Consider the following 25,964-nt stretch of genomic DNA (forward strand, 5'->3'; position numbering starts at 1 on the left):
ATGGGTATTCTCGATTTCCTGAAGCGCAAGCCGGAACCAACCGCCAATGTGGCGCGCGAACGACTGCGCATCATCGTGGCGCAGGAACGCTCCACCCGCGGCGCCCCGGACTACCTGCCGATGATGCGCAACGAATTGCTCGAAGTGATCAAGAAATACGTCCATGTCGATCTCGATGCGATCAACATCAATTTCGAGCGCGACAGCGGCCATGAAATCCTGGAACTCTCGGTGACCCTGCCCGACGGCAAGCTCCCTGCCAAGAGCGAAGCGCAGACCGGCTGAGCAGTCGCTGCCATCCAGCCGGGTGACGGCACGTCGCCCGGCGCCTCCTTCCCGGCCGGATACTGCGCGCGTCGCGCCCACCCATGCACCCCGACAACCATTCTTCCGCCAGCGACCCGGCCAGCAGCGTGATGCGCGTGGGCCAGATCGGCTTCGAGCTGCCTGCCGCGCTGCTTGCCCGATTCGACCTCCAGCTTCAACGCGTCGCCGATGGCGCACCGATTCCAGGCAGCTTCTGGGGTGATGACGAGGCCGGCATCATCGGCACCACGGTCTATGCGCGTGACGACACCCCGGTGCATTCGTTGTTGCACGAGGCTGGTCATCTGATCGTGCTGCCACCGGAACAACGGGCGCAGGTGCATACCGACGCCACCGATTCGATCGAGGAAGAAGACGCCACCTGCTACCTGCAGATCGTGCTGGCGGACGAACTTCCCGGTGTCGGCCGTGAGCGCCTGATGACCGACATGGACGCCTGGGGTTACTCGTTCCGGCTCGGCTCGACCCGGGCCTGGTTCGAGCAGGACGCCGACAATGCGCGCAGCTTCCTGATCGCGCGCCAGCTACCCCACTGAGTCCGCGCCGGGACATTTCGCAGATACCGTGATCCTGATCGGCTAGCTGGCGTGCCAGTCGCCATCGCTGCCCTTGCTGTATTTCTTCTTCACCGCGGCCCACGCCACCTTGTGCGCCACTTCCTCGCGCGACTCGTCGCCGCGGCGCTCACCCTTGTCGGCGTACTCCTGCCAGGCGCTGTTGAAGGCTTCCCTGTAGATTTCCTGCGCGTGCCTGGGCACGTGGTCACGCACGGAATCGGGCAACTCGCTGACTGTCTGGTACGGCATGGCTGTGCTCCAGGTTCGACACCGGGGCGAGGGTGAGCCTTCCCCCGTCCAGCGCCCGTCAATTCCATGTTCGCAACGCGCGAATGCCTGCCGGGATTTCAATCCGGCACGAACAAGCGCTGGGCATCGGCGTAGCTGAAGTCAGTGATCAGGCCTTCGAAATGGCTACCATCGAGCATCCCGCGCACCGCCTGGTCGACCGCTCCCAGTGCCAGCGTGGCCAGCCGGGTCGCGGTGCTGACGCGGGCCACTCCAAGCCGGGCCAGTTCGACCAGACCGGGCATGCCCGCAGCCGCCGCCACATTGATCGGGGCATCGAGCGCCGCTGCCAGTGTCGCCAGAACAGCCGGGTCTCGCAGACCGATCGGATAGATGCAGTCGGCGCCCGCGGCCAGATACCTTCGGGCCCGTTGCACGGCATCTTCCAGGAAAGTCGCTGGGTCGGCCGGGTCCGCCTGCAGCCAGTGGTCGACGCGAGCGTTGATCACGATCGGCACGCCACTGGCGTCCGCTGCCTCGCGGGCGCCGCGCACCCGCGCCACGGCCTCCTCGACAGGACGCAGCGGCCCGTGGCCGGGCGCGCCATCCTCGATATTGATACCCACTGCACCGGCAGCGATCACCGCCCGCACGGTGCTGGCCACCGCCTGCGGCGTGTCGCCATAACCGGTCTCGATATCCACCGTCACCGGCAGCTGGACCACGCGCGTGATACGCGCGACTGCGGCCACCACCTCCGCCAGCGGCGCGTGTTCGCCGTCGGCGTAGCCCAGTGACCAGGCCATGCCGCCGCTGGTGGTGGCGATCGCGGCGAAGCCGCGTTGGGCGAACAACCGGGCGCTGGCGGCATCCCATGCGTTGGGCAGCAGCAACACGCGTTGGCCGCGAGCGTGCATCGCGCGAAAGGCGCGCGCCCGATCAATCTGTGTCTGCTGTTCCATCGGCGTTGTCCGTGAGATGTCTGGGAGCAACTGCCAAGTTTACGCGCGCGGCGGGTTCTCGCATGCGCCATGGCGGGGCACTGGCCGGGCGGGCTACTGCGGCTTACAGTCGTCCAAGGCAAACCGTTGCCCGCCGCGCTGAGAACGCCATGGCCCACCGCCGGCTGGTGCTGCTGTTCGACGGCACCTGGAACAAGCCTGAGTCCCACACCAACGTGGAGCGGCTGCGCCAGCTGATCGCGCCCGATGACGACGCCGGCCATCCGCAACTGGTCAACTACGTTCCCGGTGTCGGGGTGAAAGGCGGCCTCACCCATCTGCTCGGTGGCGCGTTCGGTTATGGCCTTTCCGGCAACGTGACCGACGGCTACCGCTGGCTGTGCGAGCACTGGCAGCCCGGTGACCAGATCTATCTGTTCGGCTTCAGTCGGGGTGCCTACACCGCACGCAGTCTCGGCGGATTCATCCGCAAATGCGGCCTGCTCCGCTGCGACAACGGCGGCAGCGTGGCAAAGTCCGATGTTGCCGCCGCCTACGATTTCTATCGCGACGCCGACAGCAAGCCGGACGATCCGGTGGCGGTGGAGTTTCGCGCCGACCATTCGATCGAGATCGACATCCACTTCATTGGCGTCTGGGACACCGTGGGCTCGCTCGGCATTCCCGATACCGCCTCGTGGTTTCCCTTTGCCCGGGCGCGCTACCAGTTCCACGACACCGAACTCAGCAAGATCGTCAAATATGCTTATCAGGCGTTGGCACTGGATGAACACCGCGGCGATTTTGCACCGGCGGTATGGACTCGCAACCCGTTTACGGTGAAGCCCGGCGAATCGCTGAGCTCCAAGAAGGTCGAACAAATCGAGATCGAGCAACGTTGGTTCATCGGCTCGCATTCGGACGTCGGTGGCGGCAACGACTGCGATGGCGCCGGCCGCAAGCCCGACCCCCTGCCCGACCTGTCGCTGGCCTGGTTGCAGCGCAAGGCGATCGCTGCCGGCCTGGCCTGCAGCGAGCTGCTGATACCCGCCGCCGATGCGAACACCGGCGTCCCCCGCGACTCCTACAAGGAGTTCATGTACGGCTTCTACAAGGACTTCCAGTCACCGACCGACCGCCAGATCGGCACCGGCGTCAACGAGAAGATTGACGACTCGGTGTGGCAACGCTGGCTCGCCGACGGCAGTTACCGCTCACCGTCACTGGCCCACGCGCTGGCCAGCGGCACGGTGCTGATCTCGGTCGAAGCGGTGGCCCTGGCGGACGGGCCGCCCCTGGCATGACCGTATCCCCGTACTCAACGCGGCTCGACGATCTCCGCCGCCATCACCGCCGCCGCGTCCGCGTCGCTCGGCGACAGTCGTTCACGGCTCACCCCGTGATACCAGGCCCAGGCCAGCGCCCCGATCAGGGTCAGCAAGGATGCCCCCATCGCCAGATGCAACATGCTCAGTGAAAGCAGCGGCGACATCACGCCGGCAACGAATCCGCACAGCAACAGACTGGCGAACGCCTGCACCGAAGAGATGCCGCCCCGATGGTGAGGAAAGCGATCCAGCAACAGCAAGGTGATCGTCGGGAACGCCAGCTGCACGCCGATGCCGTGGAGGATCAGCGGCAGCATCGACCACGGCAGCCGCGGCTGCGGGAACACCCATGCCAGCAGCACGTGCAGTGCGCAAGCCAGCAGCATGGAGGCATAACCCAGGCTCACCGTGCGCTTGGCGCTGCAGCGGTCGGCCATGCGCCCGGACAACCAGGCACCACTGATCAGCCCGATCACCACCGGCACGAACAGCCAGGGGAAACCCTGCGCCGAAAGGTGCAGCAGCTCGCGCACGATACGCGGCGCCGATGAAATATAGAGAAACAAGCCGGCGAAGTTGACCGAGCTGGAAACCAGCAGCGGCCAGAACGAGCGGTCGCGTGCGAACGCCATGTAGCCGGCCAGCAGTGGCCGCGGTGCGAAGCGCGAGCGTCGCTGTGGCGGATGGGTTTCATCCAGCAGGAGCATCAACGACACCGCCAGCAACAGGGTAAAGGCGGCCAGCAACCAGAAGATGCCATGCCAGCCGCCCAGCGGCAGCAACAGCGCACCAACCATCGGCGCGATCACCGGCGCCACGCCGAAAATCATCATCACCTGCGACATCAGCCGCTGCGCCGCCGGCCCTTCCAGGCTGTCGCGAATCACCGCCCGTCCCACCACCAGACCGGCACCGGCACACACGCCCTGCAGGCCACGACAAGTCAGCAGCATGGCAAACGACGTGGACGACGCCGCGCCGATCGAAGCCAGCGCGTACACCAGCAAGCCGGTGACGATCACCGGCTTGCGCCCGATCGCATCGGAAATGGCGCCGTGAAACAGACTCATCACCGCGTAGGTCAGCAGGTACACGCTGATCAGCTGCTGCAGCGCCGTATCGTCCACCTGGAAGCGTGCACCGATCAACGGAAACGCGGGGAACACCGCGTCGATCGAGAAGGGTCCGATCATCGACAGCCCGGCCAGCAGCCACGGCAGGCTGCGTCGCACGGTGTGCTGGGCTGTAGTCATGAAGGCGTGCTGGTCGCGGCGGGCTGCGCATTATAGGGGGCCGCGCTTGACGACAGGGCGGCCGAATCGACTAGGATGCGACGTGGGAGTTGGCATGCCTCCCGTTTCGGCACGTTGCGGCAACCCGGAACAAACCGCTTCTCGCGATCTCCGCGTTGAAGTTGATGATGCCTGCTCCCCGGGTTTCCGGTGGTGCAGGCGTGCCTGCCACCGCGGCAACCGGACACATCACTGTCAGGAGGCGCGCTTGTGGGCTTTACCGGATTCATGGCCATTGGTATCGGCGGCGCCATCGGCTGCTGGCTGCGCTGGGGGCTGGGCGTTCTGCTCAACCCGTTGTTCCCCACCCTGCCGCTGGGCACCCTGGCGGCGAACCTTGCCGGCGGATTGCTGATGGGCTGCGTGATGGGCCTGTTCGACCACTTCCAGACCCTGTCGCCGGCGCTGCGGCTGTTCGTGTTCACCGGCTTCCTCGGCGGGCTCACCACCTTCTCCACCTTCTCGGCCGAGTCGGCCACCCTGCTGCTGCGTCAGCAATACCTGTGGTTCAGCGGTCACGTGGCCGTGCATGTGATCGGCTCCCTGTCGATGACCGTGCTCGGCATAGCCCTCACCCGCAGCCTGCTGCGCCATTGATCGGGGAATGAGCATGAACCAGGACAATCTGCAGCAAGGCGTGCACCTGACGTTCTACTGTCACTCACGTGCCAGGCACGACGGCATGCTGCTGTCCGAATGGCTGCTGGAACAGGCGAAGAAGCGCGGACTCGGTGGCGGTTCGGTGTTCCGCGCGATCTCCGGTTTTGGTCGGCATGGCGTCCTGCACGAAGAACAATTCTTCGAGCTCGCCGACGACCTGCCGGTCAAGATCGAGTTCCTGTTGCGCGATGCGCAAGCCGAGAGCTTGCTGCAACTGGTACGCGACGCTGCCGTCGACGCCACCTGCGCCTGCTGGCCGGCGAGCTTCGAGATACTCCACAAACAGTGACCCGCCCAAACCTTCCGTCGCGAGGCAATCCATGAGCCAGGATGACCTGAAACATCGTGCCAGCCAGCTGCTTGAACATGCCGGCATCCATATCGACGGCAACGCACCGATCGATCTGCGGGTACACGATGATCGACTGTATCCGCGAGTGTTCGCACACGGCTCGCTGGGATTGGGCGAGGCCTACATGGACGGCTGGTGGGATACCGACGACCTGCCCGGCCTGTGCACGCGTCTGCTCACTGCCGGGCTCGACAATGAACTGAAGACGCTGGATACCCTGCTGGCCCATTTCAAGGCGCGCTTCATCAACCTGCAACGCGGCGAGCGGGCATTCGAGATCGGGAAGGTCCACTACGACCTTGGCAACGACCTCTTCCACGCCATGCTGGGCAAGCGGCTGGTGTACTCCTGCGGTTACTGGGCCAAGGCGGACAATCTCGACGACGCCCAGGCCGCCAAGCTCGACCTGGTCTGCCGCAAGCTGCAACTGAAGACCGGCCAGCGCGTACTCGACATCGGCTGCGGCTGGGGCGAGGCGCTGAAATACGCGGCCGAGCGCTACGGCATCGAGGGCGTCGGCATCACGGTGTCACGCGAGCAGGCCGAATACGCTCGAGAACTCTGCAGCGGCCTGCCGATCGAGATCCGCCTGCAGGACTACCACGACATCAACGAGCCATTCGACGCAGTGTTTTCCATCGGCATGTTCGAGCACGTCGGCGGCAAGAACTACCGCTCCTACTTCGAAACCGTGCGGCGCTGCCTGAAAGTCGACGGCCTTTCACTGCTGCACTGCATTGGCAGCAACGGCGCCCCGGCGCAAACGGATCCGTGGATCGAAAAATACATCTTCCCGAACTCGATGATTCCGGCCGCGAGCCAGGTCACCACCGCGCTGGAAGACCTGTTCGTGGTGGAGGACTGGCACAACTTCGGTGCCGATTACGACCGCACCGTCAGCGCCTGGCTGGCCAACGTGGAAGCGGCCTGGCCGCGCCTGCCCGCCAGCTACGATGAACGCTTCCACCGCATGTGGCGCTACTACCTGGCGGTGTCCGCCGCCGTGTTCCGCAGCCGTCGCGACCAGTTGTGGCAGATCACGCTGAGCCCGAACGGTGTACCCGGCGGTTATCGCGTCCCGCGGTGAAGCTGCCCGGGCGGCTGCGGTTTGTCGCCAGCCAGGCTCCGACACATGGTGCCCTCCGGGTCCCGCACCCGGACAGCATCATGAAGCGCCGCACCATCCTGCTGGCCGCCCTCGCGCCGGTCGTCATCGAAATCGAATGAAGCAACGGAAAATGAAAGCATCGAACACGACTACGTTCAGGGCGAAACTGCGTTGTCCTGCCAACCCGGAAGCCGATGGCTCATGGGCGTTTCTCGTGCTGCCAAAGACAGCAAGCGACACCTTGCCGAGGCGTGGCAGAACCTCCGTCGAAGGCACCCTCAACGGCTGTCCGTTTCAAGCCACGCTCGAACCGGATGGCCAGCTGAGTCATTGGCTCAAGGTGAGCCAGGAGTTGCGTGAGACCGCCGCGGTGCATGCTGGCGACACCGTTGAAGTTCAAATCTCGCCCGCCGACCCGGAACCGGAACCGCAGTTGCCCGATGACCTGCGCGAGGCGCTTGCGGCGTCCCCGGCAGCCACGGCTGCCTGGAACGACACCACCACCATCGCGCGCGTGGACTGGATTCACTGGCTGGAGTCCGCCAAGCAGGCCAGTACTCGAAAGAGTCGCGTCGACAGTGCCTGCGACAGGCTTTCTTCGGGCAAGAAGCGTGTCTGCTGTTTTGACTCATCGGGCTTTTACAGCAAGAGCTTCCGCGCACCTCAAGCGGCAGACTGACAACAGGCTGATGCATCCCGAATTGGCACCTTTGGCGCATTGAACTCCCAGGCGCTTGCCGCAACACTCGCTGGCATGAACCATCTGTTTGCGCGTATCTCGCTCTGTCTGCTCCTGCTGCTTCCGGCGGCAGCCTTTGCGCATCCTGCGCTGTGGGTGGTGAAGGACGCCGACACCACGATCTACCTGTTTGGCACGGTGCACCTGATGCCGAAGGATGCCAGCTGGCACTACCCGGCACTGGATCAGGCGCTGACGGACAGCCAGACCCTGTATGTAGAGCTGATCGACGACAACCCGGCCAACATGACGGCGCTGGTGCTGCGCTACGGGATGGATCCAGCGCATCCTTTGAGCGGCCAACTCAGCCCGTCCGAAGCGCATCGGCTGTCTCTCCTGGCCAACAAGGCGAGCGTGCCGGGCGGCATGCCGACGCTGAACATGATGCGTCCATGGCTGGCCGCGCTGACGCTGTCGGTCGCGCCGCTGCTGAAGGCCGGACTTGATCCCGAGCATGGCGTGGACAAACAGCTGAAGACGCAGATGACTGATGCCGGCAAGAACGTGCGGGGGCTGGAAACGGCCGAACAGCAGATCCGCTTTCTCGCCGACCTGCCGCGCCCGTTCGAGCTGGGACTGCTGCGATCGACCATGCGTAAGGCCGACAAGGGCGCGTTCCGCCTGACCGAACTGATCGACGCGTGGAAGGCGGGCGACGTGGACAGCATTGCCCGCCTCGGCAACGACGACCTGCGTCAGCACGAACCGAGGCTTTACCAACGGCTGCTGGTGCAGCGCAACCAGGCCTGGGCCGGCAGGATCGCGGCAATGCTGCAGCAGCCTGGCACCATTTTCATCGCGGTAGGCGCCGCCCATCTGGCCGGCCCGGACAGCGTGCAGGTGCAGTTGCGGAAGCTGGGTATCGAGGCGATGCGCGAGTAACCAAATGCCGCTTACGTAGGAGCGCAGCCTGTGCGCGATGCTTCTGCTCGACGTGCATGAAGAGCTCGCGCACACGCCGCGCTCCTACAAGAACCCCTCGCTTTCTGGCACCATCGACCGGTTATCCGCGCGTTGCGCGCTACTTATCAGACATCACCGCATGAACCTGCAAGCCAATTACGAACAGATCCCGCTGAAGGAATACGCCGAGCGGGCCTATCTCGATTATTCGATGTACGTGGTGCTGGACCGCGCCCTGCCTTTCGTGGGTGACGGGCTGAAACCGGTGCAACGGCGCATCATCTACGCGATGAGCGAGCTGGGTCTCAACGCCACCGCCAAACCGAAGAAATCGGCACGCACCATCGGTGACGTGATCGGCAAATTCCATCCGCATGGCGACAGCTCCAGCTACGAAGCGATGGTGCTGATGGCACAGCCGTTCTCGTATCGCTACCCGCTGGTCGAGGGCCAAGGCAACTTCGGCTCGCCGGACGACCCGAAAAGCTTCGCCGCGATGCGCTACACCGAGTCCAAGCTCAGTCCCATCGCCGAGGCGCTGCTGGGTGAGCTGACCCAGGGCACGGTCGACTGGGTGCCGAACTTCGACGGCACGCTGGAAGAACCCAGCTGGCTGCCGGCGCGGGTGCCGCACGTGCTGTTGAACGGATCGATGGGCATCGCCGTGGGCATGGCCACCGATATTCCGCCGCACAACCTGCGCGAGCTGGCCACCGCCTGCATCCGCCTGCTGGATGAGCCGAACGCCACGGTCGCCGAGCTGTGCGAACACGTGCTGGGCCCGGATTATCCGACCGAGGCGGAGATCATCACGCCGCGTGCCGACCTGCTGGCGATGTACCAGACCGGTGGCGGCTCGGTACGCGCCCGCGCGGTCTACCAGCGCGAGGAAGGCAATATCGTGATCACCGCGCTGCCGCACCAGGTCAGCCCGTCGAAGATCCTCGAGCAGATCGCCGCGCAGATGCGCGCCAAAAAACTGCCGATGATCGAGGACCTGCGCGACGAGTCCGATCACGAGAATCCGATCCGCCTGGTGATCGTGCCGCGCTCGAACCGCGTCGACGCGGACGAAACCATGCAGCACCTGTTCGCCACCACGGACATGGAGAAGAGTTTCCGCGTCAACCTCAACATGATCGGCCTGGATGGTCGGCCGCAGGTGAAGGATCTCAAGCGCATCCTCACCGAATGGCTGGCCTTCCGCACCAGCACGGTGACCAAGCGCCTGGAACACCGTCTGGGCAAGGTCGATCGCCGCCTGCATTTGCTGGAAGGCCTGCATACCGCCTACCTCAACCTCGATGAAGTGATCCGCATCGTGCGCAGCGAGGACGAGCCCAAGCCCGTGCTGATGGCTCGCTTCCGCCTCAGCGAGGAGCAGACCGACTACATCCTCGAGACCCGCCTGCGCCAGCTGGCTCGCCTCGAGGAAATGAAGATCAATGCCGAGCGCGACCAGCTCGAAGAGGAGCGCGCGCGCATCAACGTGTTGCTGAAGTCGCCAGCCAAGCTGAAGACACTGATCAAGGAAGAACTGCGTGCCGACGCGGCCAAGTTCGGCGACGATCGCCGCTCGCCGCTGGTCGAACGCGAAGTGGCGCAGGCGCTGAACGAAAGTGCGCTGGTGGCCAGCGAACCGGTGACCGTGGTGCTGAGCCAGAAGGGCTGGGCCCGTGCTGCCAAGGGTCACGACGTGGACGCCGAAGGCCTGAACTATCGCGAGGGCGACAGCCTGCTCGCCGCGGTCAAGGCCCGCACCACCCAGCAGGTGGCGTTCATCGATTCCACCGGTCGCGCCTACTCCACGCCCGCACACACCCTGCCCTCGGCACGCGGCAACGGCGACCCGCTGACCGGGCGCTTCAGCCCGGCGTCGGGTGCCAGCTTCGACGCGGTGATCGCCGGCGACAACGACAACCGGCTGATCCTGGCCAGCGACTTCGGCTACGGCTTCGTCACCCGCTTCGAGGCATTGACCGGACGCAACAAGGCCGGCAAGCAGATCATTTCGCTCAGCGACAAGGCCAAGGTGCTGGCACCGCAGCTCAGCGCCGACCCGGCGCGCGACCGCATCGTGGTGGTCACCACCGAAGGTCACCTGCTGATGTTCTCGGTGGCCGAACTGCCCGAACTGGAAAAAGGCAAGGGCAACAAGCTGATCGAGATCCCGAAGGCGAAGCTGGTCAGTGGCGACGAGCGCGTGGCCGGCGTGGCCGTGGTCAGCGAGGGCAAGGGCGAAGTCACCCTGTACGCCGGCCAGCGCAAGCTGACGCTGAAGTGGTCGGATCTGGTCGAGTACGGCGGCAACCGCGCCACGCGGGGCAACCTGCTGCCGCGCGGCCTGCGCCGGGTCGAGCGGATCGAAACCACCGGTTGAACAAATGCCGCGGGAGCACACCCGTGCGCAATGCCCTTCGTTACGTGATGAAAAGCATCGCGCACAGGACGTGCTCCTGCAGCCCGGCAGGGCGGGCACTGCCCGCCGCTTTTGGCCGCGACGCACCGCCGAAGAGCCGGCGGGCAATGCCCGCCTTGCGGCTGCAAAGCGGCTCACTGGAACTTGTCGGCATCCGGCCGTTCCAACAGGGATGTGCACGCCTACGCGGATTCGCGCGTTGAACACGTGACTACCCGGAGTTCGCCATGACCATCCAACGCATCCTCCCTGCCCTGTTCGCGGCCTTGCTGTGCACCACTGCCTGGGCGCAGGCGCCGGCCAAACCGCTGAACCTCAAGCTCCCTCCCGGCGACGTTCCCGCCGCCAGCAGCACGGTCGCCAAGCCAGCCTCGGCAAACAGCGCCCCCGGCGTCTACTACGGCGACACCAGCGGACGCATGGGCCGTACGGAGGTGGCCAGTGACAGCTCGTCCTCGTCCGATTGCGACGATTACGCCTACAACCGCGCGCAGGTTCACGGCAGCGTGGGCATGGGCGTCGTTTCCGGCAACCATTTCGGCGGCAGCTACCAGACCGGTACCGTCAATGTGACCAAGGCCTTCGGCAGTTGCGATCACCCTGGCGGGGGCGTCAGCATCTCGATCGGCGCCGGCAATGGCGATTTCCACGGTCGCGGTCGCTGATCGACGTTATAATCCCGCCATGGTGCAGGGGACGCTTTCAATGCACGGTGAGTACAAGATGCCAGGCGGCAAGCTGGTAGTGATCGACCTCGACGTGCGCGACGGTCGGCTTTCCGGCGTGCAGCTCAGTGGCGACTTCTTTCTGGAACCGGACAGCGCGCTCGACACCATCAACCGCGCGCTGGAGGCATGGCCCGCGGATACGGGCGAAGCCGAACTTGCCGAGGCCGTCACCGCCGCGCTGGACAGCGAAGTGATGATGTACGGCATTTCGCCGGAGGCGATCGCGGTGGCTGTGCGCCGCGCCTTGCACGGGGATTCCCAGGCATGATGCGAACCGACTGGCGCGACCATCCATGGCAGCTGATCCACGCCGCACCCCAGTCCCCCGCCCTGCACATGGCACTGGACGACGTGCTGATCCATGAAGTCGGCGCAGGTCATCGTGCACCCACCCTGCGGGTCTGGGAGTGGGCCTCGCCGGCGGTGGTCATCGGCAGATTCCAGTCGCTGCGCAATGAAGTGGACAGCGAGGCGGCGAAGCGCCACGGCATCGAGGTGGTACGTCGCGTTTCCGGCGGCGGCGCGATGTTCATCGAGCCGGGCAACACCATCACTTATTCGATCTATGCGCCGCAAACGCTGATCAAGGGCCTGTCGTTCCAGGAAGCCTATGCCTTCCTCGACGAATGGGTGCTGGAAGCGCTGGCGGAGCTGGGCATCAAGGCGTGGTACCAGCCGCTGAACGACATCACCTCCGCAGGCGGCAAGATTGCCGGCGCCGCCCAGGTGCACCGCGGTGGCGCCGTGTTGCATCACGTCACCATGGCTTACGACATCGACGCGACGAAGATGCTCGACGTGCTGCGCATCGGCCGCGAGAAGCTGTCCGACAAGGGCACCCAGAGCGCCGCCAAGCGGGTCGACCCACTGCGCAGCCAGACCGGCCTGCCGCGCGAGGTGGTGATCGAGCGCATGATCGCCACCTTCCGCCGCCTGCACGGTCTCACTGACGATACCTTGCGCACCAGCGAACTGATCCAGGCTGAAACACTGGCGCACAGCAAGTTCAGCAGCGTGGACTGGTTGGGCGACGTGGCGTAGGGCGGGCACTGCCCGCCGCACTTCAACCCAAAAAATGAGCGGGCGAGGCTCGCCCCGCGCCACGGCTAGTGCAGCAGCGGCAGGATGTGCTCGCGGCTGAGCCGGGCGACCGAAACGTCAGGTGCGGTCGGATCGATCCAGCGTAATTCCGCGATCTCGGCCTGCGCGACGAGCGCGCCGCGAACTGCCACCGTATAGACGGTTGCCTCGACCCGATGGCCGGGCTCGTTCGCGGCCGCTGCGCTGCAATGGCACAACAAGTGGGCGGAATCGAAGATGAGTTCGCAACCCAGTTCCTCGCGCAACTCGCGGGCCAGCGTAGCGAGGTCGTCGGAATCTGCCGGATCGCGCTTGCCGCCGGGCTGCTGAAACACCGCGGCTCCACGTTTGCGCACCAACAGAGTCCGCCCTTCTTCGTCGCGGATCACCGCAGCGACGATACGAATGACCTTTGCCGCTTCACTCAACGGCTGAACGACCACGACTGCAGGCGACCTTCCTTGTACGGCATCACGCCGTGGAACGGGCGCGGGTCGGCATCAAAAACCAGCGGCAGAAAATGGCGGTCGCCTTCCCACATGGGCAAGGTCAAGAGCCGGTCCAGGGGAACCCACTCCAGTGTGCCTTCGGGGTTGGTCATGAACGGCGTGCCGGTGTAACGATCGATCACGAAAACGAAGCCCAGCCAGTCCTCACCCTGTTTGCCGAAGCCGGGCCAGTTCAGCGTACCGCGCAGTTGCATCGACTCGCATTCGATGCCCGCTTCCTCGCGGATCTCGCGCCGCATGCACGCAGCGATATCCTCGCCCGGCTCCATCTTGCCGCCGAGCCCGTTGTACTTGCCCAGATGCTGGTCATCCGGGCGCGCGTTGCGATGGATCATCAGCACCTCGCTGCGATCAGGCGAGAGTACGTAACCCAGGGTGGCCGCTATCGGGGTATAGGGCATGTGCAGGCACCGGCGAAAAACGCCAGTTTAGCGGCAGGCGGCAATCATCGCAGGCCCGCCGGGCTTGCACCGGCGCGACAGGGCGGCGACCATCGACGCATGCCATCTTTTGCCCCGCTCCCCACCCGTTCCCGTTCCGTCGGTCGTTTCCTGCATTGGCTGTTGCCGCTGATGCTGCTGCTCGGCGCTGCCGGGTGCACACCCACCGCGCAAGCGCTGGACAGCGGCGAAATTGCCTTCGAAGGACAGAACTACCGCATCGTGCATGTCGACCTCAAGCGCGAAACTCTTTCGCTGCATTGGCGGGAACCGTCCAGTGGCCAGCCGTTCAGCAGCATCGAATCACTGCGCCAATGGGGCGAGACGCACGGGCAACGGCTGCTGTTTGCCGCCAACGCCGGCATCTATGACCACAAGTTCGCGCCACTCGGGCTGTATGTGGAAGACAGCAAGACGCTGGTGCCGTTGAACCTGGCCCACGGCAATCCGGCCTCGGGCAATTTCTCGCTGCTGCCCAACGGCGTGTTTGCGATCTATGCTGACGGTCACGCCGCCGTGCGCACCAGTGAGGCCTTCAAGGCAGACCGAAAATCGGTGCGCTATGCCACCCAGTCCGGCCCGATGCTGCTGATCGACGGCAAGCTAAACGACCAGTTCCTCGACGATTCGTCCAGCCTGAAATGGCGCAGCGGCGTGTGCGCCAAAAGCCCGACCGACGTGGTGTTTGCCGCCAGCGAAGCGCCGGTGAACTTCCACACGTTTGGACGGCTGTTTCGCGAAAAACTGGGCTGCCGCGATGCCCTGTACCTCGATGGCAGCATTTCGCAGCTGTATGTCGAAGGCCAGGGCTACGCCGGTGCGCCTTCGTTCATGGTCAAGCCCTATGCAGGCATCTTCGCCGTGTTTGCCAAGCCGTGACACTCCGGCGTTACCGCCTGCTCCGTCGTTTGTTGTGGTCGCTGCTGGCGCTGCTGCTGGCGGCATGTCTGATCGGCTGGTGGCTGTTTGCCGGCAGCCGTGCCCGATTGGACGGAACCCGACCCGCCGCTGGTCTGGAGGCCCCCGTCAGCATCACCCGCGATGCACGGGGCACGGTCACGCTCGCCGGCAGGGATCGCACCGACCTCAGCTACGCGCTGGGTTACGTCCACGCGCAAGAGCGTTTTTTCGAGATGGACCTGATGCGCCGGATGAGCGCCGGGGAGTTGTCGGCACTGGTGGGCCCTGCGGCACTCAAGGTCGACCTCAACCACCGTCGCCATCGTCTGCGCGCCGTGGTCGAGACGGCCTATGCCCGGATGCCGCCGCAACAGCGGCACGAACTTGATCGCTACCGCGACGGCGTGAATGCCGGCCTGGCCGATTTGCGCGTGCGGCCGTGGGAGTACCTGCTGCTGGGCAGCCAGCCACAACCCTGGCGTTCGGAAGACAGCGCGCAGGTCATCGCCGCGATGTACCTGGACTTGAACAGCGACGGCCGCAATGAGCGCGAACTGCGCTTTGCGCAGATGCGGTCGGTGCTGCCCGGCCCACTGGTGGATTTCCTGCTGGCACCGGACCCGAACTGGGAAGCGCCATTGAGCGGGCGGCTCTCCCCACCGGCGGTGATTCCCGACGTCGATGTCTTCGACCTGCGTCAGCTCGCCCCGGCCGCCACTTCTTCGACAGCACTCACCGCCACGCTGGCGCCGGCACTGGATGCACCACGCCCGGGCAGCAACAGCTTTGCGATTGCCGGCCGGCTCACCGACACCGGCGCCGCCATGCTGGCCAACGACATGCATCTTGGCCTGCGCGTGCCGAACATCTGGTTCCGCACCCGCCTGCGCTATCCCGATGCCACCGCGCCCAACGGCGAGCGCGACGTCAACGGCGTCAGCCTGCCCGGCACCCCGGCGATCATCGTCGGCTCCAACGGCCAGATCGCCTGGGGCTTCACCAACAGCTACGGCGACTGGCTGGACTGGGTGCGCGTGCAGCGCGATCCGAACGATCCGACACGCTACAAGGTGCCCGATGGCTGGGCCTCGCTCGCGACCCACGACGAACACATCCAGGTCAAGGGCCGGCCCGATACGGTCCTGAAAGTCGAAGACACCCGTTGGGGTCCGCTCATGGGCGTCGACATCGACGGCACACCGCTGGCGCTGGCATGGATCGCCGACCAGCCGCGGGCGTACAACATCGAATTGATGCAACTGGAACGCACACCGAGCGTCAGCAAGGCCCTCGACCTCGCGCCCACGCTGGGCATGCCGCCGCAGAATCTTCTGGTCGCCGACAGCGCCGGCAACATCGGCTGGACGATTGCCGGCAACAGTATCCCGTTGCGCGTTGGCATCGATCCGCTGCTGCCCTCGGACTGGTCCAAACCCGGTAGCGGCTGGCAAGGCTGGGCGTCGCCCGCGCACTATCCGCGCATCGAGAATCCGGCGGACGGACGCTTGTGGACGGCCAACAACCGCACGGTCGACGGCACCGCGCTTGCGCTGCTCGGCAACGGCGGCCATGACCTTGGTGCACGCGCGCAGCAGATTCGCGACGACCTGCGTGGGCGCGCCAGCTTCACCTCCGGCAATCTGCTCGACATCCAGCTGGACGACCGCGCCGTCTTCCTCGCCCGCTGGCAGCGGCTGCTGCAGCAAACCCTGTCCAAAGCCAACGACCCGGCATTGCAGCAATTGCGCGAACTCACCGCGACGTGGCACGGCCATGCTGCCGTCGACAGCGTTGATTACCGCCTCGTACGCGCATTCCGCCAGCAAGTCAGCGAGGCCGCCCTGGCGCCTTTTGCGGCGCGCGTGAAACAGCGCCATCCCGACTTCAGCTGGCCGGGCGAGAACAGTGCCGAGGCCGCCGTGTGGACACTGATTCATGCGCAGCCGCCGCAGTTGCTCGACCCCGCGTATCCCGACTGGCACGCCCTGCTGACCGCCGCCGCGAAGCGTGTGGTGAGCCAGCTTGGATCCCAACCCGGTGGACTGGCCGCACGGCGCTGGGGCGAGATCAACCGCACCGACATCCGGCATCCGCTGTCCGCCGCCCTGCCGCGCTGGCTCGGCCGGCATATCGACATGCCCGACCAGCCGCTGGCCGGTGACAACAACATGCCGCACGTGGCAGCCCCGGGCTTCGGCGCGTCCGAACATCTGGATGTGTCGCCCGGCCACGAGGCCGACGGCATCCTCAACATGCCCGGCGGGCAGAGCGACCACCCGTTGTCGCCCTACTTCGGCGCCGGCCACGCGGATTGGGTGGCCGGCCGGCCGACACCCTTGCTGCCTGACGCAGATCAGCACACGCTGACCTTGCAGCCAGCGTCCGGCCCGGATTCAACGCCGAGCCGCGCCCCGTCTAGCGTGCGCGGCGAAGCAGTGGATTGATGCCATCGCGCAAGCGCCGCACGATGGCGCTGCCGCGAGTGCGAATGGTCAGGTGCTGATCACCGTGACCAGCCAACTCGATCACCGCAAGCATGCGCTGCAGGGGCAGCCAGGTACGCCACCACTGCAGCAGCACCAGCAACATGGCGCACAGCCCGAAGCCGGCCACGCCGATCAGCCAGGGCAGCGCTGCGGGGTCGACCGCAACGCCATCCTGATCCGGACCGATCGCCACCAGCGCCGCGCGCTCGCCCGACGTCTTCAACGGCGTCACCCAGGCGGTCGTGGCGTGCTGGCCATCGGTCAGGTTCACGGCCTGTCCGTTGCTGTCGCTCACCGCCAGCACGTCGGCCAGTTGCGCGGACAACGCCGGCCCGGTCCATCCCAGACCGGTGGACGGCGGCAGCGCGGCGCCGGGTACCGGTGGCATCAGCAGCGCCACGTCGACGTGTGCCATGCGACTGATCGCGATCGCGAACGCGTCATCCACGCGACTGGCGGCAATCAGCACGCCCTGCAAGGCACCACCGCGCAGCAACGGACTGACCGACACCCAATACAGCTGGGCATGATCCACCCACAGGCCCTGTTGCGGCTGGCGCTGACTGATCGTGCCGGTGACCAGAGCGTCGCGCTGGATGCTGGCGTGATCCTTCAGCAGGATGCCCGACGCGGCAACGACGCGGCCTTGCGGATCGAGCACCATGGCGATGTCATAACCGCGCCGACGATCCTTCAGCAAGTCGCTGATCGATGCGCTGTCGATGGCGCCACCCAGTTGCGGGTTGGGAATCAGCGACTGCGCCACGTAGTCGACAAAGGCCGGATCCTGCGCCAGCAGATCGCCACGCAACTGCAATTCGGTGAGTCGGTTCGCCTCGAGTTCGCGTTCCGCCGTGGCCGCCACGTGCAGGCGATCCAGCGACTGGCCATGGGCGATGCGGCGTACTTGCCAGACGACACCGGCCGCCGCCACCAGCACCAGCAGCAGCACGGTACCCATACCCGACAGCAGGGACCGACTGGCCGGTTTCATCGCGTGCCCCCGGCGTTGAGCGCCGTGGTCAGGCGCGGCCGACTCGCAACGATGCGCTGGCTCACTGCACCATTCATCGGCAAACTCAGCTTCTGGCTGGCCGGTTGCGCGCGCGGATTCCAGAAGTGCAATGTGCCAGGGCCCGCCGGCAGGCCGCCCAGGGTGAAGTGGCCATCGGCGCCCACCCTGGCCATGTAGGCGGACGGCACCACCAGAATGTCCAGCTCCATCGAGTGATGGACATTGCAACTGACCAGCACGATGCCGGCACGACTGAACGCATGGTTCGCCTTCTCGCCGGAGCCCTGATAGCCCAGGTCGAAAGCCGCCCCCGGCGTCACCGAGAAGACGTTGTGGCGCACGTCGTCAAGATTGACGAAGGTCACCGTGCTGCCCAGCGGCACGGCCAACGCCTCGGGACTGAAGTCGCGATTGTGGGTATAGACCGTGTAGCGCCCCGGCCGGGCGCGGCTGCCGCCCTTGTCGGGTACGAAGTAGACCAGCGTGTCGGCCTGCTCGCCGACTTCGACCTGCTGCCCGCGCGCTGCCACCAGATCCACGTGCCCATTGAGCTGCAACGTGGCCGGCACAGGCATCGTCGCCGCGGCGATCGTCTTTGTCGGAGCAGGCCTTGCCGCGGGATGAACTGTCACGGCTGGATGTGGCAATGGCGGAGCCGGCATCGATGGCGGCGGTGCAGGCTTCGGCACAATCGCGGTTGCTGGCGCCGCGTCCATTGGCGGCGCCATTTCCGGCATCGCTGCCGGCGACGGCGATGGCGCCGGCAACGCCGGAACGACGACCGGTGCAGTGGCCCGCGGCTGCGGCGGCGCCATGCTGCACGCGCCGAGCATCATCAGCGCCCCCATCAAACCCATGCGATACGTATACATGCGACCCCCTGAGGTCATTCGATTCTTCTGCGCCGCCCGACGGTTGTCGGACGGCGTCATGCACAAGCACGGCTTCACGTACAACGACATCCAGATGGATGGCTATTTGGTGATGATGGCCGTATGCATCGGCGCCAGCTTCGCCAGCAACTTGTTCTGCGCACGGAACGGCACGTTGTTCTTGTCCATCGCGGTCTGCAGATCCTCGACCAGCGCGTTGAATGCCGCACGATTGACGCCCATGGCGCGATGCACCTTCACCATGTCCTTGCCGGTGTAGACGCACGGTCCATCGAGAATCACGCAGAACTGATCGACCAGTTCGACCTTGATGTGCTCGCGGTCCGCATCGGCGAAATACGTGTGCGTGCGCGGATCCGCCATCAGGTTGTCCATGAAGTCGTTCATCAGCCTGACCAGCCCCGGCTTGCCGCCGAACTGCTCGAACACCGGTTTCAGTGCGGGATCACGCGGTGCGCTGGCGGCCATTGCCGCGGACTGTTGCGGCGTGGCTGTGGCGTCTTGCGCCAGTGCGCCCTGGCTGAGCGTCATGGCGACGGCAAGAGTGACGATTTGCAGGTGGTACTTGTACATGGGTGTGCTCCCGGTGGGGCAAAGGGTGGCAATCAGGGATGCGCGCAGTCGCTCAGAAGCCGACCTGCACCGAGGCATACAGGCCACGCTGCCGATCCTTGATGACGATGTTGCCGAGGTCGGCATAGGCGAGCGTCAGCGACACATGCTTGGTCGGCGCCCACGCGACGAAGGCGTCGTACCAGTCGTCCTCCCTGGCGATGCTGAGGTTGTTCGGCTTCTGCCGGTATTCCGCACCGATCGCCCAGTGACGGCTGAGCAGATAGGCCACCGATGCCTCGAACTCCGGTTTGTAGGAGTTGTTGAGGTCGCCACCAAACCCGAGGATGCCGATCTGGTTGGCCTTGGTGAAACGCACCGTACCGTCCACCAGCAGGCTCTGGCCGAGGAACAGCTTGGTTGCGGTGATGTAGTAATCGGTGCCCTGCGAGCGCTTCGCGCCGACAAACTTCACCACGCCGTCCTGGTTGTTCTTCTTGTACTGCGCGCCGACCGATACCTGCGGCAGCCAGCTGTCCTGGTCCAGCACGACATCGCCGAACAGACGCACTTTCACGCCGACGATGTTCTGGCGAAAGGTGAAACCCTCGCCCAGCCCCAGCGCCGCGCCGACCTTCTCGGTATCGAAGCGCTGTTGCGCGAACGACAGCTCGACCCGGTTGTACAGGCCGACCATCGCGCCGGCGCCGTCCACCTGGTAGTCCGGCAGGTTCACGTGCGTGTAAAACGCGTTCGCACCGATCTCGTCACGCGTCCCATAGCCACCGATCACGGCCCACGGCGTGAGCCCGCCGCCAGCCGAGCCCTCCAGTTGGGACACGCCGCCAGTCAGCAGCAGCTTGTTGCTCGTCGTCGGCCCGCCAGCATCACTGCCGGCGGCCGTGGCGACGGCCGAAAGCATGCAACCGCCCAGCGCCAGGCCGATCAGCCCACCGATCCGGGTCTTGCCATTCATATGCATTGGAACTCCCCTCGCAGACAGCGCGGTATGCGCATGTGATGAGAGGTACGAGCGAAGCGCCCGAAAGGATGCAAGGCCGCAGAGGCGGCCGTCAGCGCAGCACATGCCAGCTGCCGTTCACCCCATCACCATCGCTGTCGCCCGGCGTGCCGTCGCCGGCGAACAGGTAGAGCGGCTGGCCCCGGTATACCCATTGGCGACTGCCATCGGCCCGGCGGGTGAGGCTGTAGCCGGTGCCCGGATCCGGGCCCGCGGCCGGATCCGCCAGCAGAGGTGGCCACACGGCAGCGCAAGCGCCGCTGCAATGACTGATGCCTGAGCGGCCGTCAGGATCGTAGCGATACAAGGTGTGTCCGGCACGATCCGCCAGTAGACCTTGTGCGTTGCGCCGTGGCAGCGAAGAGGCGCTGGCCGTACCCGCCAGCAGCAACAAAGCGGCGGCACATCGAAAAGCGATCATGGCAAGCCCCCTGAAGAAAGTCAGGCGGCATGCCTGCCCCGATGAATACGTCCGGGCAAGGCTCACGGATGCACGGCGCGGCGTTGCGCTTGCCAGCGGCCGACACTTGCCCCCATGCTGAAGGGCACTTTCGCCGTGCGTGAACCGGCGTCGGCAATTCGTGACTACAGGATGGTTCGATCATGAGTGTCAGCAGCCCCGCCGAACGAGACGAGCTGAATCGGTTGTTGCAGCAATCCGGACGCAACGACCAGAGGGCCTTCGCCGAGTTGTACAAGCGCACCTCGTCCAAGCTGTTCGGCGTGTGCCTGCGCATGCTGCGCGATCGCGGCGAGGCCGAAGAGGTGCTGCAGGAAACCTATGCCACGGTGTGGCGGCGCGCATCCAGCTTCGATGCCTCCAAGGCCAGCGCCATCACCTGGCTGGTGACGCTGTCGCGCAACAAGGCGATCGACCGCCTGCGCCAGCATCGAGAGGAGTTGCTGGACGATCCGTCCCGACTCGAAGAGACCGTCGACGAACAGCCCACACCGGCCGCCGATGCCGAGACCAGCCAGGAGCACCAGCGCCTGCAGCACTGCCTCGATGAACTGGAGCCGCAACAACAGAGTTCGGTGCGTGAAGCCTTTTTCACCGGCGCTACGTATAACGAATTGGCGACACGTTGCAAGGTTCCCCTGGGAACCATGAAAAGCTGGATCCGCCGCAGCCTGATGCAATTGCGCACCTGCCTGGACTCATGAGGCGTTGAACGATGAATACACCGATTGACGATGGCAACCACAACCTGCGCTACGCCGAATACGTACTCGGTGTACTGGATGCCGATACCCGCGCGGAAGTGGCGCGGGAGGTGATGATCTCGGACGAGGCCGCCACCGCCGTGGCCATGTGGCAGCGTCGGCTGATTCCGCTGGCCGACAGCATCGCGGATGTCACCCCGGCACCCTACGTGTGGGTGCGCATCCGCGATGCGTTGCAACTGGATCCGCCCGCCCGGACCGAGGCGCCATCACGCGGGGGGCTGTGGAACAACCTGCCGCTGTGGCACTGGCTCGGCCTTGGCGCCAGCGCGCTCGCCGTGGCACTGCTGGTGGTGGTGTCGCTGCCGCGCAGCGTGCCAGCACCCACCGCAGTCAACGCCAGCTACATGGCGGCCACCATCCAGCAGGACAACGGCAGCACCGGCTGGACCGCGACGATGGATCTGCAACACGCCCGCATGGTGGTGGTGCCGGCCACACCGGTCGCCTTCGAGCAAGGCCGCGCACCCGAACTGTGGCTGATTCCAGCCGGCGGCAAACCGATCTCGGTGGGCATGATCGCGCGCGACAAGCCCACCACACTCGCACTTGATCCGGCACTATTGGCGCAACTCGGCCCCGCCGCCGCGCTCGCCGTTTCCGTTGAGCCGCTCGGCGGCTCGCCGACCGGTCAACCGACCGGCGCCGTGATCGGCAAGGGTGCCATCGGCAGTGCACCCGAGGCGACTCGCAAGGTCAGCCTGCGGGTGGATCCGCAGGCAAATCGCGACGCGGTGTGAAGGTCGCCTGGTGCCGGCATCCGCCCGGCGCCCGGCGAGCGTTGCAGGGGATAGCGCTATCAGCCCGCCAACATGCGTTCGCAGATGGCCAGGTAGATGGCCGGAAGCGCCTCCAGCTCCTGCACCAGAATGCATTCGTCGACCTGGTGAATGGTGGCGTTGACCGGGCCGATCTCCACCACTTCAACGCCCAGCGGGGCGATGAAACGACCGTCCGAGGTGCCACCGCCGGTGCTTTGCTCCGGCTCGACCCCACATAGTTCCCGACACACTGCCACCACGGCATCGCGCAGCTTGCCACCCGGCGGCGTAAGAAACGGCTCGCCCGACAGTTGCCAGTCGATGTGGAAATCCAGCCCGTGCCGATGCAGGATCGCCTCGCTGCGCGTGCGCAGGTCCCCGGCGCGACTGGCGGTGCTGTAGCGGAAATTGAACAGCGCCGTAAGCGTGCCGGGAATCACGTTGTTGGCGCCGGTGCCGGCCTGGATGTTGGACACCTGCATCGAGGTTGGCGGGAAGTCGGCGTTGCCTTCGTCCCAGCGCTCGACGGCCAGCTCGGCCAGCGCCGGGGCGAACGCGTGGATCGGGTTGAGCGCCTTTTCCGGATAGGCCACGTGACCCTGCACGCCACGCACGGTGAGCGTGGCGGACAGCGAGCCGCGCCGACCGACGCGAATCAGGTCGCCCAGCCGGGCCCTGGCCGATGGCTCGCCGACCACGCACCAGTCGAGCGACTCACCCTGTTCGCGAAAATGCGCGGCCACCTTGCGCACACCGTCGATCGCCACGCCCTCCTCGTCCGCGGTCAGCAGCAGGCCGACCCGACCGGGATGATCCGGATGGGTTGCGACAAACTGTTCCAGCGCCACCACCATCGCCGCCACCGCGCCTTTCATGTCGGCCGCGCCACGGCCGTATAGACGGCCATCGCGGATGGTCGGCTCGAACGGCGGGCTGGACCACGATGCTTCCGGGCCACTCGGTACCACGTCAGTGTGGCCGAGATACATCAGCGTCGGACCGGCGGCGCCATGCGTGATCCACAGATTCTCGACCTCGCCATGGCGCAGGGAAGTCACGGCAAAACCCGCGCGGGCCAGTCGGTCGGCGATCAACGGCAGGCAACCGGCGTCTTCCGGGGTCACCGAGCGACGGCGAATCAGGTCACAACTGAGGTCGAGAACGGCGGACATGGTGACTCGCAGGATGCATGAATGGTCAGGAACGGAGCATACCAAGCGTCGCCGTCCCGGCCCCACCTCAGCCTGTCAGCACCACGCCCAGCAAATGGCCGACGCCGTAGGTGATCGCGGCCGCGGCCGCGGTGATGCCGAATTGGCGCGCGATCGAGAACAGCATGCTGCGGCCGGTGAACAGCGAGGTGCCGATGCCGATCAGGGCAAGCCCGACTGCAGTGCATAGTGCGCTGGCAAACAGTGCCCGGCCGCCGCCCAGGAAAAAATACGGTGCCACCGGAAACAGCGCGCCACAGGCAAACAGGCAGAACGAGGAGATCGCCGCGCTCCACGCCGAGCCACCGAGTTCAGCGGGGTCAATGCCAAGATCCTCACGCACCAGCATGTCCAGCGCGGCGCGGGGCGTCTCGGCGATATGGCCGGCAAGATGGTCGGCGGCCTCGGACTCCAGTCCTTTCTCGCGGTAGATATCGGCAATGTGTTCCAGCCCATCCTCCGGCGCCACCGCCAGGCGTTCAGCGCGCTCGGTGATCTGCGCCTGGTAGAACTCGCGCGAGCTGTTCACCGACAGCCATTCACCCAGCGCCATCGAGCACGCGCCCGCCACCAGTCCGGCCAGTCCTGCCAGCAAGACCGCACGGTCGCCGGTCGCGGCGCCGGCCATGCCCATCACCAGACTGACGTTGGATACCAGTCCGTCGTTCGCGCCCAGCACCGCCGCGCGCAGGGTATTGCCACTCTCGGTACGGTGCCGGTGGTCACGCAGACCGACCTCATGCGGCGCGACGAAATGATCACGATGACCGCTGCGATCCACCGGCGTGGCGGCATGGTCGGCATGTTCCATGCGCACCACCGTCGGCATCACGAAGCCGGTACCGAAGTGCTGCGCAAACCAGCCCAGTGCCCGCACGCGCAGGCCGATGCGCGGTGGCGGAACGATCTCGCCCATTTCGCGCAGACGCGACTCCCAGAATTGGGCATTGGCCTGCTCGCCTTGGGCGATACGTCGGTAGACCTGGCTGATCCGGGCATCGGTCGCCAGTTCCGCCAGCCGGCCGTAAAGCGCCGCGTTGTCTCGTTCAATCCGCAGGTTGCCGCGGAAGCGGCGTGCTCGATGGCTGCCCATGTCAGCGCCCGAACAGTTTCTTGAAGCCGTTGTCACTGAAGCCGACGCTCACCGGGCCATCGGCAGGCACCACCACCGGTCGACGGATCAGGGCAGGATATTCCTTCAGCAACAACGTCCACTCCGGATCGCTGCCGGGGTTCTTGCGCTGCGGCAGCAGGGTGCGCCAGGTGGTGGAGGACTTGTTGACCAGCTTCTCCCAGCCGCCGAGTTGCGCCGCCCATTCCTTCAGCGTCGCCCCCGGCACCGGGTGGGCGCGGTAGTCGACAAAGTCATGCGCGATCTCGAACCGGGCCAGCCAGTTGCGCGCCTTGCGGCAAGTGTCGCAGTTCGGAAGTCCATACAGCACCGGATTCATTCGCCACTCCGCAACAGCTCGTTGATGCTGGTCTTGCTGCGCGTCTTCGCGTCGACCTGCTTGACGATGATCGCCGCGTACAGGCTGTGGCTACCGTCCTTGGCCGGGAGATTGCCGGCCACCACCACGCTGCCAGCCGGCACGCGGCCGTAGCTCACTTCGCCGGTGGCACGGTTGTAGATACGCGTGGACTGGCCCAGGAACACGCCCATGCCGATCACGCTGCCCTTCTCCACCACCACGCCCTCCACCACTTCGGAGCGGGCGCCGATGAAACAGTTGTCCTCGATGATGGTCGGGTTGGCCTGCAGCGGTTCGAGCACGCCACCGATGCCCACGCCACCGGACAAATGCACGCCGGCCCCGATCTGGGCGCACGAGCCGACCGTGGCCCAGGTATCCACCATGCTGCCGGCACCCACGAAGGCGCCGATGTTGACGTAGCTCGGCATCAGCACCGCGTCTTTCGCGATGTGCGCGCCGCGACGCACCAGCGCACCGGGCACCACGCGCGCGCCCAGCTGCCGCAGCTCCGCATCGTTGCCATGGGCGAAACGCAACGGCACCTTGTCGAACGCCTGTGCCGGACCGCCATCAACCACCCCGTTGTCGTTGATGCGGAAGTAAAGCAGCACGGCCTTCTTCAGCCACTGGTTCACCGTCCAGCCGCCATTGCCGTCCGGCTCCGCGACGCGGCGCTCGCCGGACTCCAGCAGGTCCAGTACCTGACCGATGGCCGGGCGCAGGTGGGTTTCGATTTCGGCCTGGGTCAACGCGTCGCGACGCTCAAAGGCCTGGTCGATCAGAGTTTCGATGGTTTCCATGGAAAGGATTCGCTG

General features: G+C 65.7%; 31 protein-coding genes. 17 read left to right on the forward strand and 14 right to left on the reverse strand.

Annotated elements, in window-relative coordinates; all coding sequences use genetic code 11:
- Positions 1-285 carry a cell division topological specificity factor MinE gene (gene minE / locus ACVWWQ_RS04960; RefSeq protein WP_099651636.1) on the forward strand — a complete coding sequence of 95 codons (285 nt, stop codon included), beginning with the start codon at positions 1-3 and terminating at the stop codon, positions 283-285.
- 83 nt (positions 286-368) lie between these two features.
- Positions 369-863: a hypothetical protein gene (locus ACVWWQ_RS04965; protein WP_099651635.1), complete on the forward strand. Its 495-nt coding sequence runs from the start codon at positions 369-371 to the stop codon at positions 861-863.
- A gap of 42 nt (positions 864-905) precedes the next feature.
- Here the strand turns inward: ACVWWQ_RS04965 and chaB are convergent, their stop codons facing one another.
- Complete coding sequence (chaB, locus tag ACVWWQ_RS04970) at positions 906-1,133, reverse strand: putative cation transport regulator ChaB (protein ID WP_133949515.1); 228 nt, start codon at positions 1,131-1,133, stop codon at positions 906-908.
- A 98-nt stretch (positions 1,134-1,231) separates the two neighbouring features.
- The gene (locus ACVWWQ_RS04975; RefSeq protein ID WP_133949513.1) at positions 1,232-2,074 is read right to left on the reverse strand and encodes an isocitrate lyase/PEP mutase family protein; all 843 of its coding nucleotides are present in this window, start codon (positions 2,072-2,074) and stop codon (positions 1,232-1,234) included.
- A gap of 149 nt (positions 2,075-2,223) precedes the next feature.
- On the opposite strand from ACVWWQ_RS04975, the gene ACVWWQ_RS04980 reads away from it, so the two are divergent.
- Complete coding sequence (locus ACVWWQ_RS04980; RefSeq protein WP_133949511.1) at positions 2,224-3,357, forward strand: T6SS phospholipase effector Tle1-like catalytic domain-containing protein; 1,134 nt, start codon at positions 2,224-2,226, stop codon at positions 3,355-3,357.
- 14 nt (positions 3,358-3,371) lie between these two features.
- Here ACVWWQ_RS04980 and ACVWWQ_RS04985 read toward each other — a convergent pair whose 3' ends face one another.
- Complete coding sequence (locus tag ACVWWQ_RS04985; protein WP_133949509.1) at positions 3,372-4,634, reverse strand: multidrug effflux MFS transporter; 1,263 nt, start codon at positions 4,632-4,634, stop codon at positions 3,372-3,374.
- 249 nt (positions 4,635-4,883) lie between these two features.
- Between ACVWWQ_RS04985 and crcB the strand changes: the two genes are divergently transcribed.
- From crcB to ACVWWQ_RS05035, 10 genes are all read left to right on the forward strand, one after another.
- Positions 4,884-5,270, forward strand: a complete 387-nt coding sequence (gene crcB, locus ACVWWQ_RS04990) for a fluoride efflux transporter CrcB (RefSeq protein ID WP_099651630.1) — start codon at positions 4,884-4,886, stop codon at positions 5,268-5,270.
- A 13-nt stretch (positions 5,271-5,283) separates the two neighbouring features.
- The gene (locus ACVWWQ_RS04995) at positions 5,284-5,622 is read left to right on the forward strand and encodes a DUF190 domain-containing protein (protein ID WP_133949507.1); all 339 of its coding nucleotides are present in this window, start codon (positions 5,284-5,286) and stop codon (positions 5,620-5,622) included.
- A gap of 31 nt (positions 5,623-5,653) precedes the next feature.
- On the forward strand, positions 5,654-6,772 hold the full coding sequence (cfa, locus tag ACVWWQ_RS05000; RefSeq protein ID WP_099651629.1) for a cyclopropane fatty acyl phospholipid synthase: 1,119 nt from the start codon (positions 5,654-5,656) through the stop codon (positions 6,770-6,772).
- Entirely contained in the window at positions 6,769-6,912 is a 144-nt protein-coding gene (locus ACVWWQ_RS05005; protein ID WP_166669731.1) for a hypothetical protein, read from the forward strand. Before cfa ends, ACVWWQ_RS05005 begins: the two co-directional genes overlap by 4 nt.
- An 11-nt stretch (positions 6,913-6,923) precedes the next feature.
- Positions 6,924-7,472 (forward strand): YdeI/OmpD-associated family protein, encoded by a 549-nt coding sequence (locus ACVWWQ_RS05010; RefSeq protein WP_133949505.1) that lies wholly within the window; start codon positions 6,924-6,926, stop codon positions 7,470-7,472.
- A gap of 75 nt (positions 7,473-7,547) precedes the next feature.
- On the forward strand, positions 7,548-8,414 hold the full coding sequence (locus ACVWWQ_RS05015) for a TraB/GumN family protein (RefSeq protein ID WP_133949503.1): 867 nt from the start codon (positions 7,548-7,550) through the stop codon (positions 8,412-8,414).
- A 160-nt stretch (positions 8,415-8,574) separates the two neighbouring features.
- Positions 8,575-10,815 carry a DNA topoisomerase IV subunit A gene (gene parC, locus ACVWWQ_RS05020; RefSeq protein WP_133949501.1) on the forward strand — a complete coding sequence of 747 codons (2,241 nt, stop codon included), beginning with the start codon at positions 8,575-8,577 and terminating at the stop codon, positions 10,813-10,815.
- A gap of 266 nt (positions 10,816-11,081) precedes the next feature.
- Positions 11,082-11,519 carry a hypothetical protein gene (locus ACVWWQ_RS05025; RefSeq protein WP_133949499.1) on the forward strand — a complete coding sequence of 146 codons (438 nt, stop codon included), beginning with the start codon at positions 11,082-11,084 and terminating at the stop codon, positions 11,517-11,519.
- Positions 11,520-11,559: 40 nt separating this feature from the next.
- On the forward strand, positions 11,560-11,850 hold the full coding sequence (locus ACVWWQ_RS05030) for a biotin--protein ligase (RefSeq protein ID WP_133949497.1): 291 nt from the start codon (positions 11,560-11,562) through the stop codon (positions 11,848-11,850).
- Positions 11,847-12,623 (forward strand): lipoate--protein ligase family protein, encoded by a 777-nt coding sequence (locus ACVWWQ_RS05035; RefSeq protein WP_133949495.1) that lies wholly within the window; start codon positions 11,847-11,849, stop codon positions 12,621-12,623. The genes ACVWWQ_RS05030 and ACVWWQ_RS05035 overlap by 4 nt, the downstream gene beginning before the upstream one ends.
- A gap of 65 nt (positions 12,624-12,688) precedes the next feature.
- On the opposite strand, the gene ACVWWQ_RS05040 is transcribed toward ACVWWQ_RS05035, so the two are convergent.
- Together ACVWWQ_RS05040 and ACVWWQ_RS05045 are read right to left on the reverse strand one after the other, a co-directional pair.
- Entirely contained in the window at positions 12,689-13,090 is a 402-nt protein-coding gene (locus ACVWWQ_RS05040) for an NUDIX hydrolase (RefSeq protein ID WP_133950887.1), read from the reverse strand.
- A complete protein-coding gene (locus tag ACVWWQ_RS05045) occupies positions 13,087-13,572 on the reverse strand; it encodes an 8-oxo-dGTP diphosphatase (protein WP_133949493.1) in 486 nt (161 codons plus the stop codon). Before ACVWWQ_RS05045 ends, ACVWWQ_RS05040 begins: the two co-directional genes overlap by 4 nt.
- Positions 13,573-13,743: 171 nt before the next feature.
- On the opposite strand from ACVWWQ_RS05045, the gene ACVWWQ_RS05050 reads away from it, so the two are divergent.
- Both ACVWWQ_RS05050 and ACVWWQ_RS05055 read left to right on the forward strand, forming a co-directional pair.
- Positions 13,744-14,490 carry a phosphodiester glycosidase family protein gene (locus ACVWWQ_RS05050; protein WP_457383335.1) on the forward strand — a complete coding sequence of 249 codons (747 nt, stop codon included), beginning with the start codon at positions 13,744-13,746 and terminating at the stop codon, positions 14,488-14,490.
- Entirely contained in the window at positions 14,487-16,955 is a 2,469-nt protein-coding gene (locus ACVWWQ_RS05055) for a penicillin acylase family protein (protein WP_133949490.1), read from the forward strand. The genes ACVWWQ_RS05050 and ACVWWQ_RS05055 overlap by 4 nt, the downstream gene beginning before the upstream one ends.
- Here the strand turns inward: ACVWWQ_RS05055 and ACVWWQ_RS05060 are convergent.
- The 5 genes from ACVWWQ_RS05060 to ACVWWQ_RS05080 all read right to left on the reverse strand — a co-directional run bounded on the left by ACVWWQ_RS05060 (position 16,927) and on the right by ACVWWQ_RS05080 (position 20,899).
- A complete protein-coding gene (locus ACVWWQ_RS05060; RefSeq protein ID WP_133949488.1) occupies positions 16,927-17,991 on the reverse strand; it encodes a hypothetical protein in 1,065 nt (354 codons plus the stop codon). The genes ACVWWQ_RS05055 and ACVWWQ_RS05060 overlap by 29 nt on opposite strands.
- A complete protein-coding gene (locus ACVWWQ_RS05065) occupies positions 17,988-18,587 on the reverse strand; it encodes a cupredoxin domain-containing protein (RefSeq protein ID WP_133949486.1) in 600 nt (199 codons plus the stop codon). The genes ACVWWQ_RS05060 and ACVWWQ_RS05065 overlap by 4 nt, the downstream gene beginning before the upstream one ends.
- A 399-nt stretch (positions 18,588-18,986) precedes the next feature.
- Positions 18,987-19,478, reverse strand: coding sequence for a group I truncated hemoglobin (locus tag ACVWWQ_RS05070; RefSeq protein WP_133949484.1), 492 nt, complete (start codon positions 19,476-19,478; stop codon positions 18,987-18,989).
- Positions 19,479-19,530: 52 nt separating this feature from the next.
- On the reverse strand, positions 19,531-20,439 hold the full coding sequence (locus ACVWWQ_RS05075) for a DUF3034 family protein (protein ID WP_099651617.1): 909 nt from the start codon (positions 20,437-20,439) through the stop codon (positions 19,531-19,533).
- 91 nt (positions 20,440-20,530) lie between these two features.
- Positions 20,531-20,899 carry a COG4315 family predicted lipoprotein gene (locus tag ACVWWQ_RS05080; protein ID WP_133949482.1) on the reverse strand — a complete coding sequence of 123 codons (369 nt, stop codon included), beginning with the start codon at positions 20,897-20,899 and terminating at the stop codon, positions 20,531-20,533.
- Between the two features lie 182 nt (positions 20,900-21,081).
- On the opposite strand from ACVWWQ_RS05080, the gene ACVWWQ_RS05085 reads away from it, so the two are divergent.
- On the forward strand, positions 21,082-21,642 hold the full coding sequence (locus ACVWWQ_RS05085) for a sigma-70 family RNA polymerase sigma factor (RefSeq protein WP_133949480.1): 561 nt from the start codon (positions 21,082-21,084) through the stop codon (positions 21,640-21,642).
- Between the two features lie 11 nt (positions 21,643-21,653).
- Entirely contained in the window at positions 21,654-22,442 is a 789-nt protein-coding gene (locus tag ACVWWQ_RS05090) for an anti-sigma factor domain-containing protein (protein ID WP_133949477.1), read from the forward strand.
- Between the two features lie 59 nt (positions 22,443-22,501).
- Here ACVWWQ_RS05090 and dapE read toward each other — a convergent pair whose 3' ends face one another.
- From dapE to dapD, 4 genes are all read right to left on the reverse strand, one after another.
- On the reverse strand, positions 22,502-23,635 hold the full coding sequence (gene dapE, locus ACVWWQ_RS05095) for a succinyl-diaminopimelate desuccinylase (protein ID WP_133949475.1): 1,134 nt from the start codon (positions 23,633-23,635) through the stop codon (positions 22,502-22,504).
- A gap of 67 nt (positions 23,636-23,702) precedes the next feature.
- A complete protein-coding gene (locus ACVWWQ_RS05100) occupies positions 23,703-24,767 on the reverse strand; it encodes a VIT1/CCC1 transporter family protein (protein ID WP_099651612.1) in 1,065 nt (354 codons plus the stop codon).
- A gap of 1 nt (position 24,768) precedes the next feature.
- On the reverse strand, positions 24,769-25,125 hold the full coding sequence (locus tag ACVWWQ_RS05105; protein ID WP_133949473.1) for a Spx/MgsR family RNA polymerase-binding regulatory protein: 357 nt from the start codon (positions 25,123-25,125) through the stop codon (positions 24,769-24,771).
- Positions 25,122-25,949, reverse strand: a complete 828-nt coding sequence (gene dapD, locus ACVWWQ_RS05110) for a 2,3,4,5-tetrahydropyridine-2,6-dicarboxylate N-succinyltransferase (protein WP_099651610.1) — start codon at positions 25,947-25,949, stop codon at positions 25,122-25,124. Before dapD ends, ACVWWQ_RS05105 begins: the two co-directional genes overlap by 4 nt.
- Between the last annotated feature and the right edge of the window lie 15 nt (positions 25,950-25,964).

The organism is Rhodanobacter sp. TND4EL1 (genome assembly GCF_054061035.1).

Bases quoted from the DNA above. Each gene is read 5' to 3' on its own strand.
- minE (WP_099651636.1), top strand. From the start codon at position 1: ATGGGTATTCTCGATTTCCTGAAGCGCAAGCCGGAACCAACCGCCAAT.
- ACVWWQ_RS04965 (WP_099651635.1), top strand. From the start codon at position 369: ATGCACCCCGACAACCATTCTTCCGCCAGCGACCCGGCCAGCAGCGTG.
- chaB (WP_133949515.1), bottom strand. From the start codon at position 1,133: ATGCCGTACCAGACAGTCAGCGAGTTGCCCGATTCCGTGCGTGACCAC.
- ACVWWQ_RS04975 (WP_133949513.1), bottom strand. From the start codon at position 2,074: ATGGAACAGCAGACACAGATTGATCGGGCGCGCGCCTTTCGCGCGATG.
- ACVWWQ_RS04980 (WP_133949511.1), top strand. From the start codon at position 2,224: ATGGCCCACCGCCGGCTGGTGCTGCTGTTCGACGGCACCTGGAACAAG.
- ACVWWQ_RS04985 (WP_133949509.1), bottom strand. From the start codon at position 4,634: ATGACTACAGCCCAGCACACCGTGCGACGCAGCCTGCCGTGGCTGCTG.
- ACVWWQ_RS04995 (WP_133949507.1), top strand. From the start codon at position 5,284: ATGAACCAGGACAATCTGCAGCAAGGCGTGCACCTGACGTTCTACTGT.
- cfa (WP_099651629.1), top strand. From the start codon at position 5,654: ATGAGCCAGGATGACCTGAAACATCGTGCCAGCCAGCTGCTTGAACAT.
- ACVWWQ_RS05010 (WP_133949505.1), top strand. From the start codon at position 6,924: ATGAAAGCATCGAACACGACTACGTTCAGGGCGAAACTGCGTTGTCCT.
- ACVWWQ_RS05015 (WP_133949503.1), top strand. From the start codon at position 7,548: ATGAACCATCTGTTTGCGCGTATCTCGCTCTGTCTGCTCCTGCTGCTT.
- parC (WP_133949501.1), top strand. From the start codon at position 8,575: ATGAACCTGCAAGCCAATTACGAACAGATCCCGCTGAAGGAATACGCC.
- ACVWWQ_RS05025 (WP_133949499.1), top strand. From the start codon at position 11,082: ATGACCATCCAACGCATCCTCCCTGCCCTGTTCGCGGCCTTGCTGTGC.
- ACVWWQ_RS05030 (WP_133949497.1), top strand. From the start codon at position 11,560: ATGCACGGTGAGTACAAGATGCCAGGCGGCAAGCTGGTAGTGATCGAC.
- ACVWWQ_RS05035 (WP_133949495.1), top strand. From the start codon at position 11,847: ATGATGCGAACCGACTGGCGCGACCATCCATGGCAGCTGATCCACGCC.
- ACVWWQ_RS05045 (WP_133949493.1), bottom strand. From the start codon at position 13,572: ATGCCCTATACCCCGATAGCGGCCACCCTGGGTTACGTACTCTCGCCT.
- ACVWWQ_RS05050 (WP_457383335.1), top strand. From the start codon at position 13,744: ATGCTGCTGCTCGGCGCTGCCGGGTGCACACCCACCGCGCAAGCGCTG.
- ACVWWQ_RS05060 (WP_133949488.1), bottom strand. From the start codon at position 17,991: ATGAAACCGGCCAGTCGGTCCCTGCTGTCGGGTATGGGTACCGTGCTG.
- ACVWWQ_RS05065 (WP_133949486.1), bottom strand. From the start codon at position 18,587: ATGCCTGTGCCGGCCACGTTGCAGCTCAATGGGCACGTGGATCTGGTG.
- ACVWWQ_RS05070 (WP_133949484.1), bottom strand. From the start codon at position 19,478: ATGTACAAGTACCACCTGCAAATCGTCACTCTTGCCGTCGCCATGACG.
- ACVWWQ_RS05075 (WP_099651617.1), bottom strand. From the start codon at position 20,439: ATGCATATGAATGGCAAGACCCGGATCGGTGGGCTGATCGGCCTGGCG.
- ACVWWQ_RS05080 (WP_133949482.1), bottom strand. From the start codon at position 20,899: ATGATCGCTTTTCGATGTGCCGCCGCTTTGTTGCTGCTGGCGGGTACG.
- ACVWWQ_RS05085 (WP_133949480.1), top strand. From the start codon at position 21,082: ATGAGTGTCAGCAGCCCCGCCGAACGAGACGAGCTGAATCGGTTGTTG.
- ACVWWQ_RS05090 (WP_133949477.1), top strand. From the start codon at position 21,654: ATGAATACACCGATTGACGATGGCAACCACAACCTGCGCTACGCCGAA.
- dapE (WP_133949475.1), bottom strand. From the start codon at position 23,635: ATGTCCGCCGTTCTCGACCTCAGTTGTGACCTGATTCGCCGTCGCTCG.
- ACVWWQ_RS05100 (WP_099651612.1), bottom strand. From the start codon at position 24,767: ATGGGCAGCCATCGAGCACGCCGCTTCCGCGGCAACCTGCGGATTGAA.
- ACVWWQ_RS05105 (WP_133949473.1), bottom strand. From the start codon at position 25,125: ATGAATCCGGTGCTGTATGGACTTCCGAACTGCGACACTTGCCGCAAG.
- dapD (WP_099651610.1), bottom strand. From the start codon at position 25,949: ATGGAAACCATCGAAACTCTGATCGACCAGGCCTTTGAGCGTCGCGAC.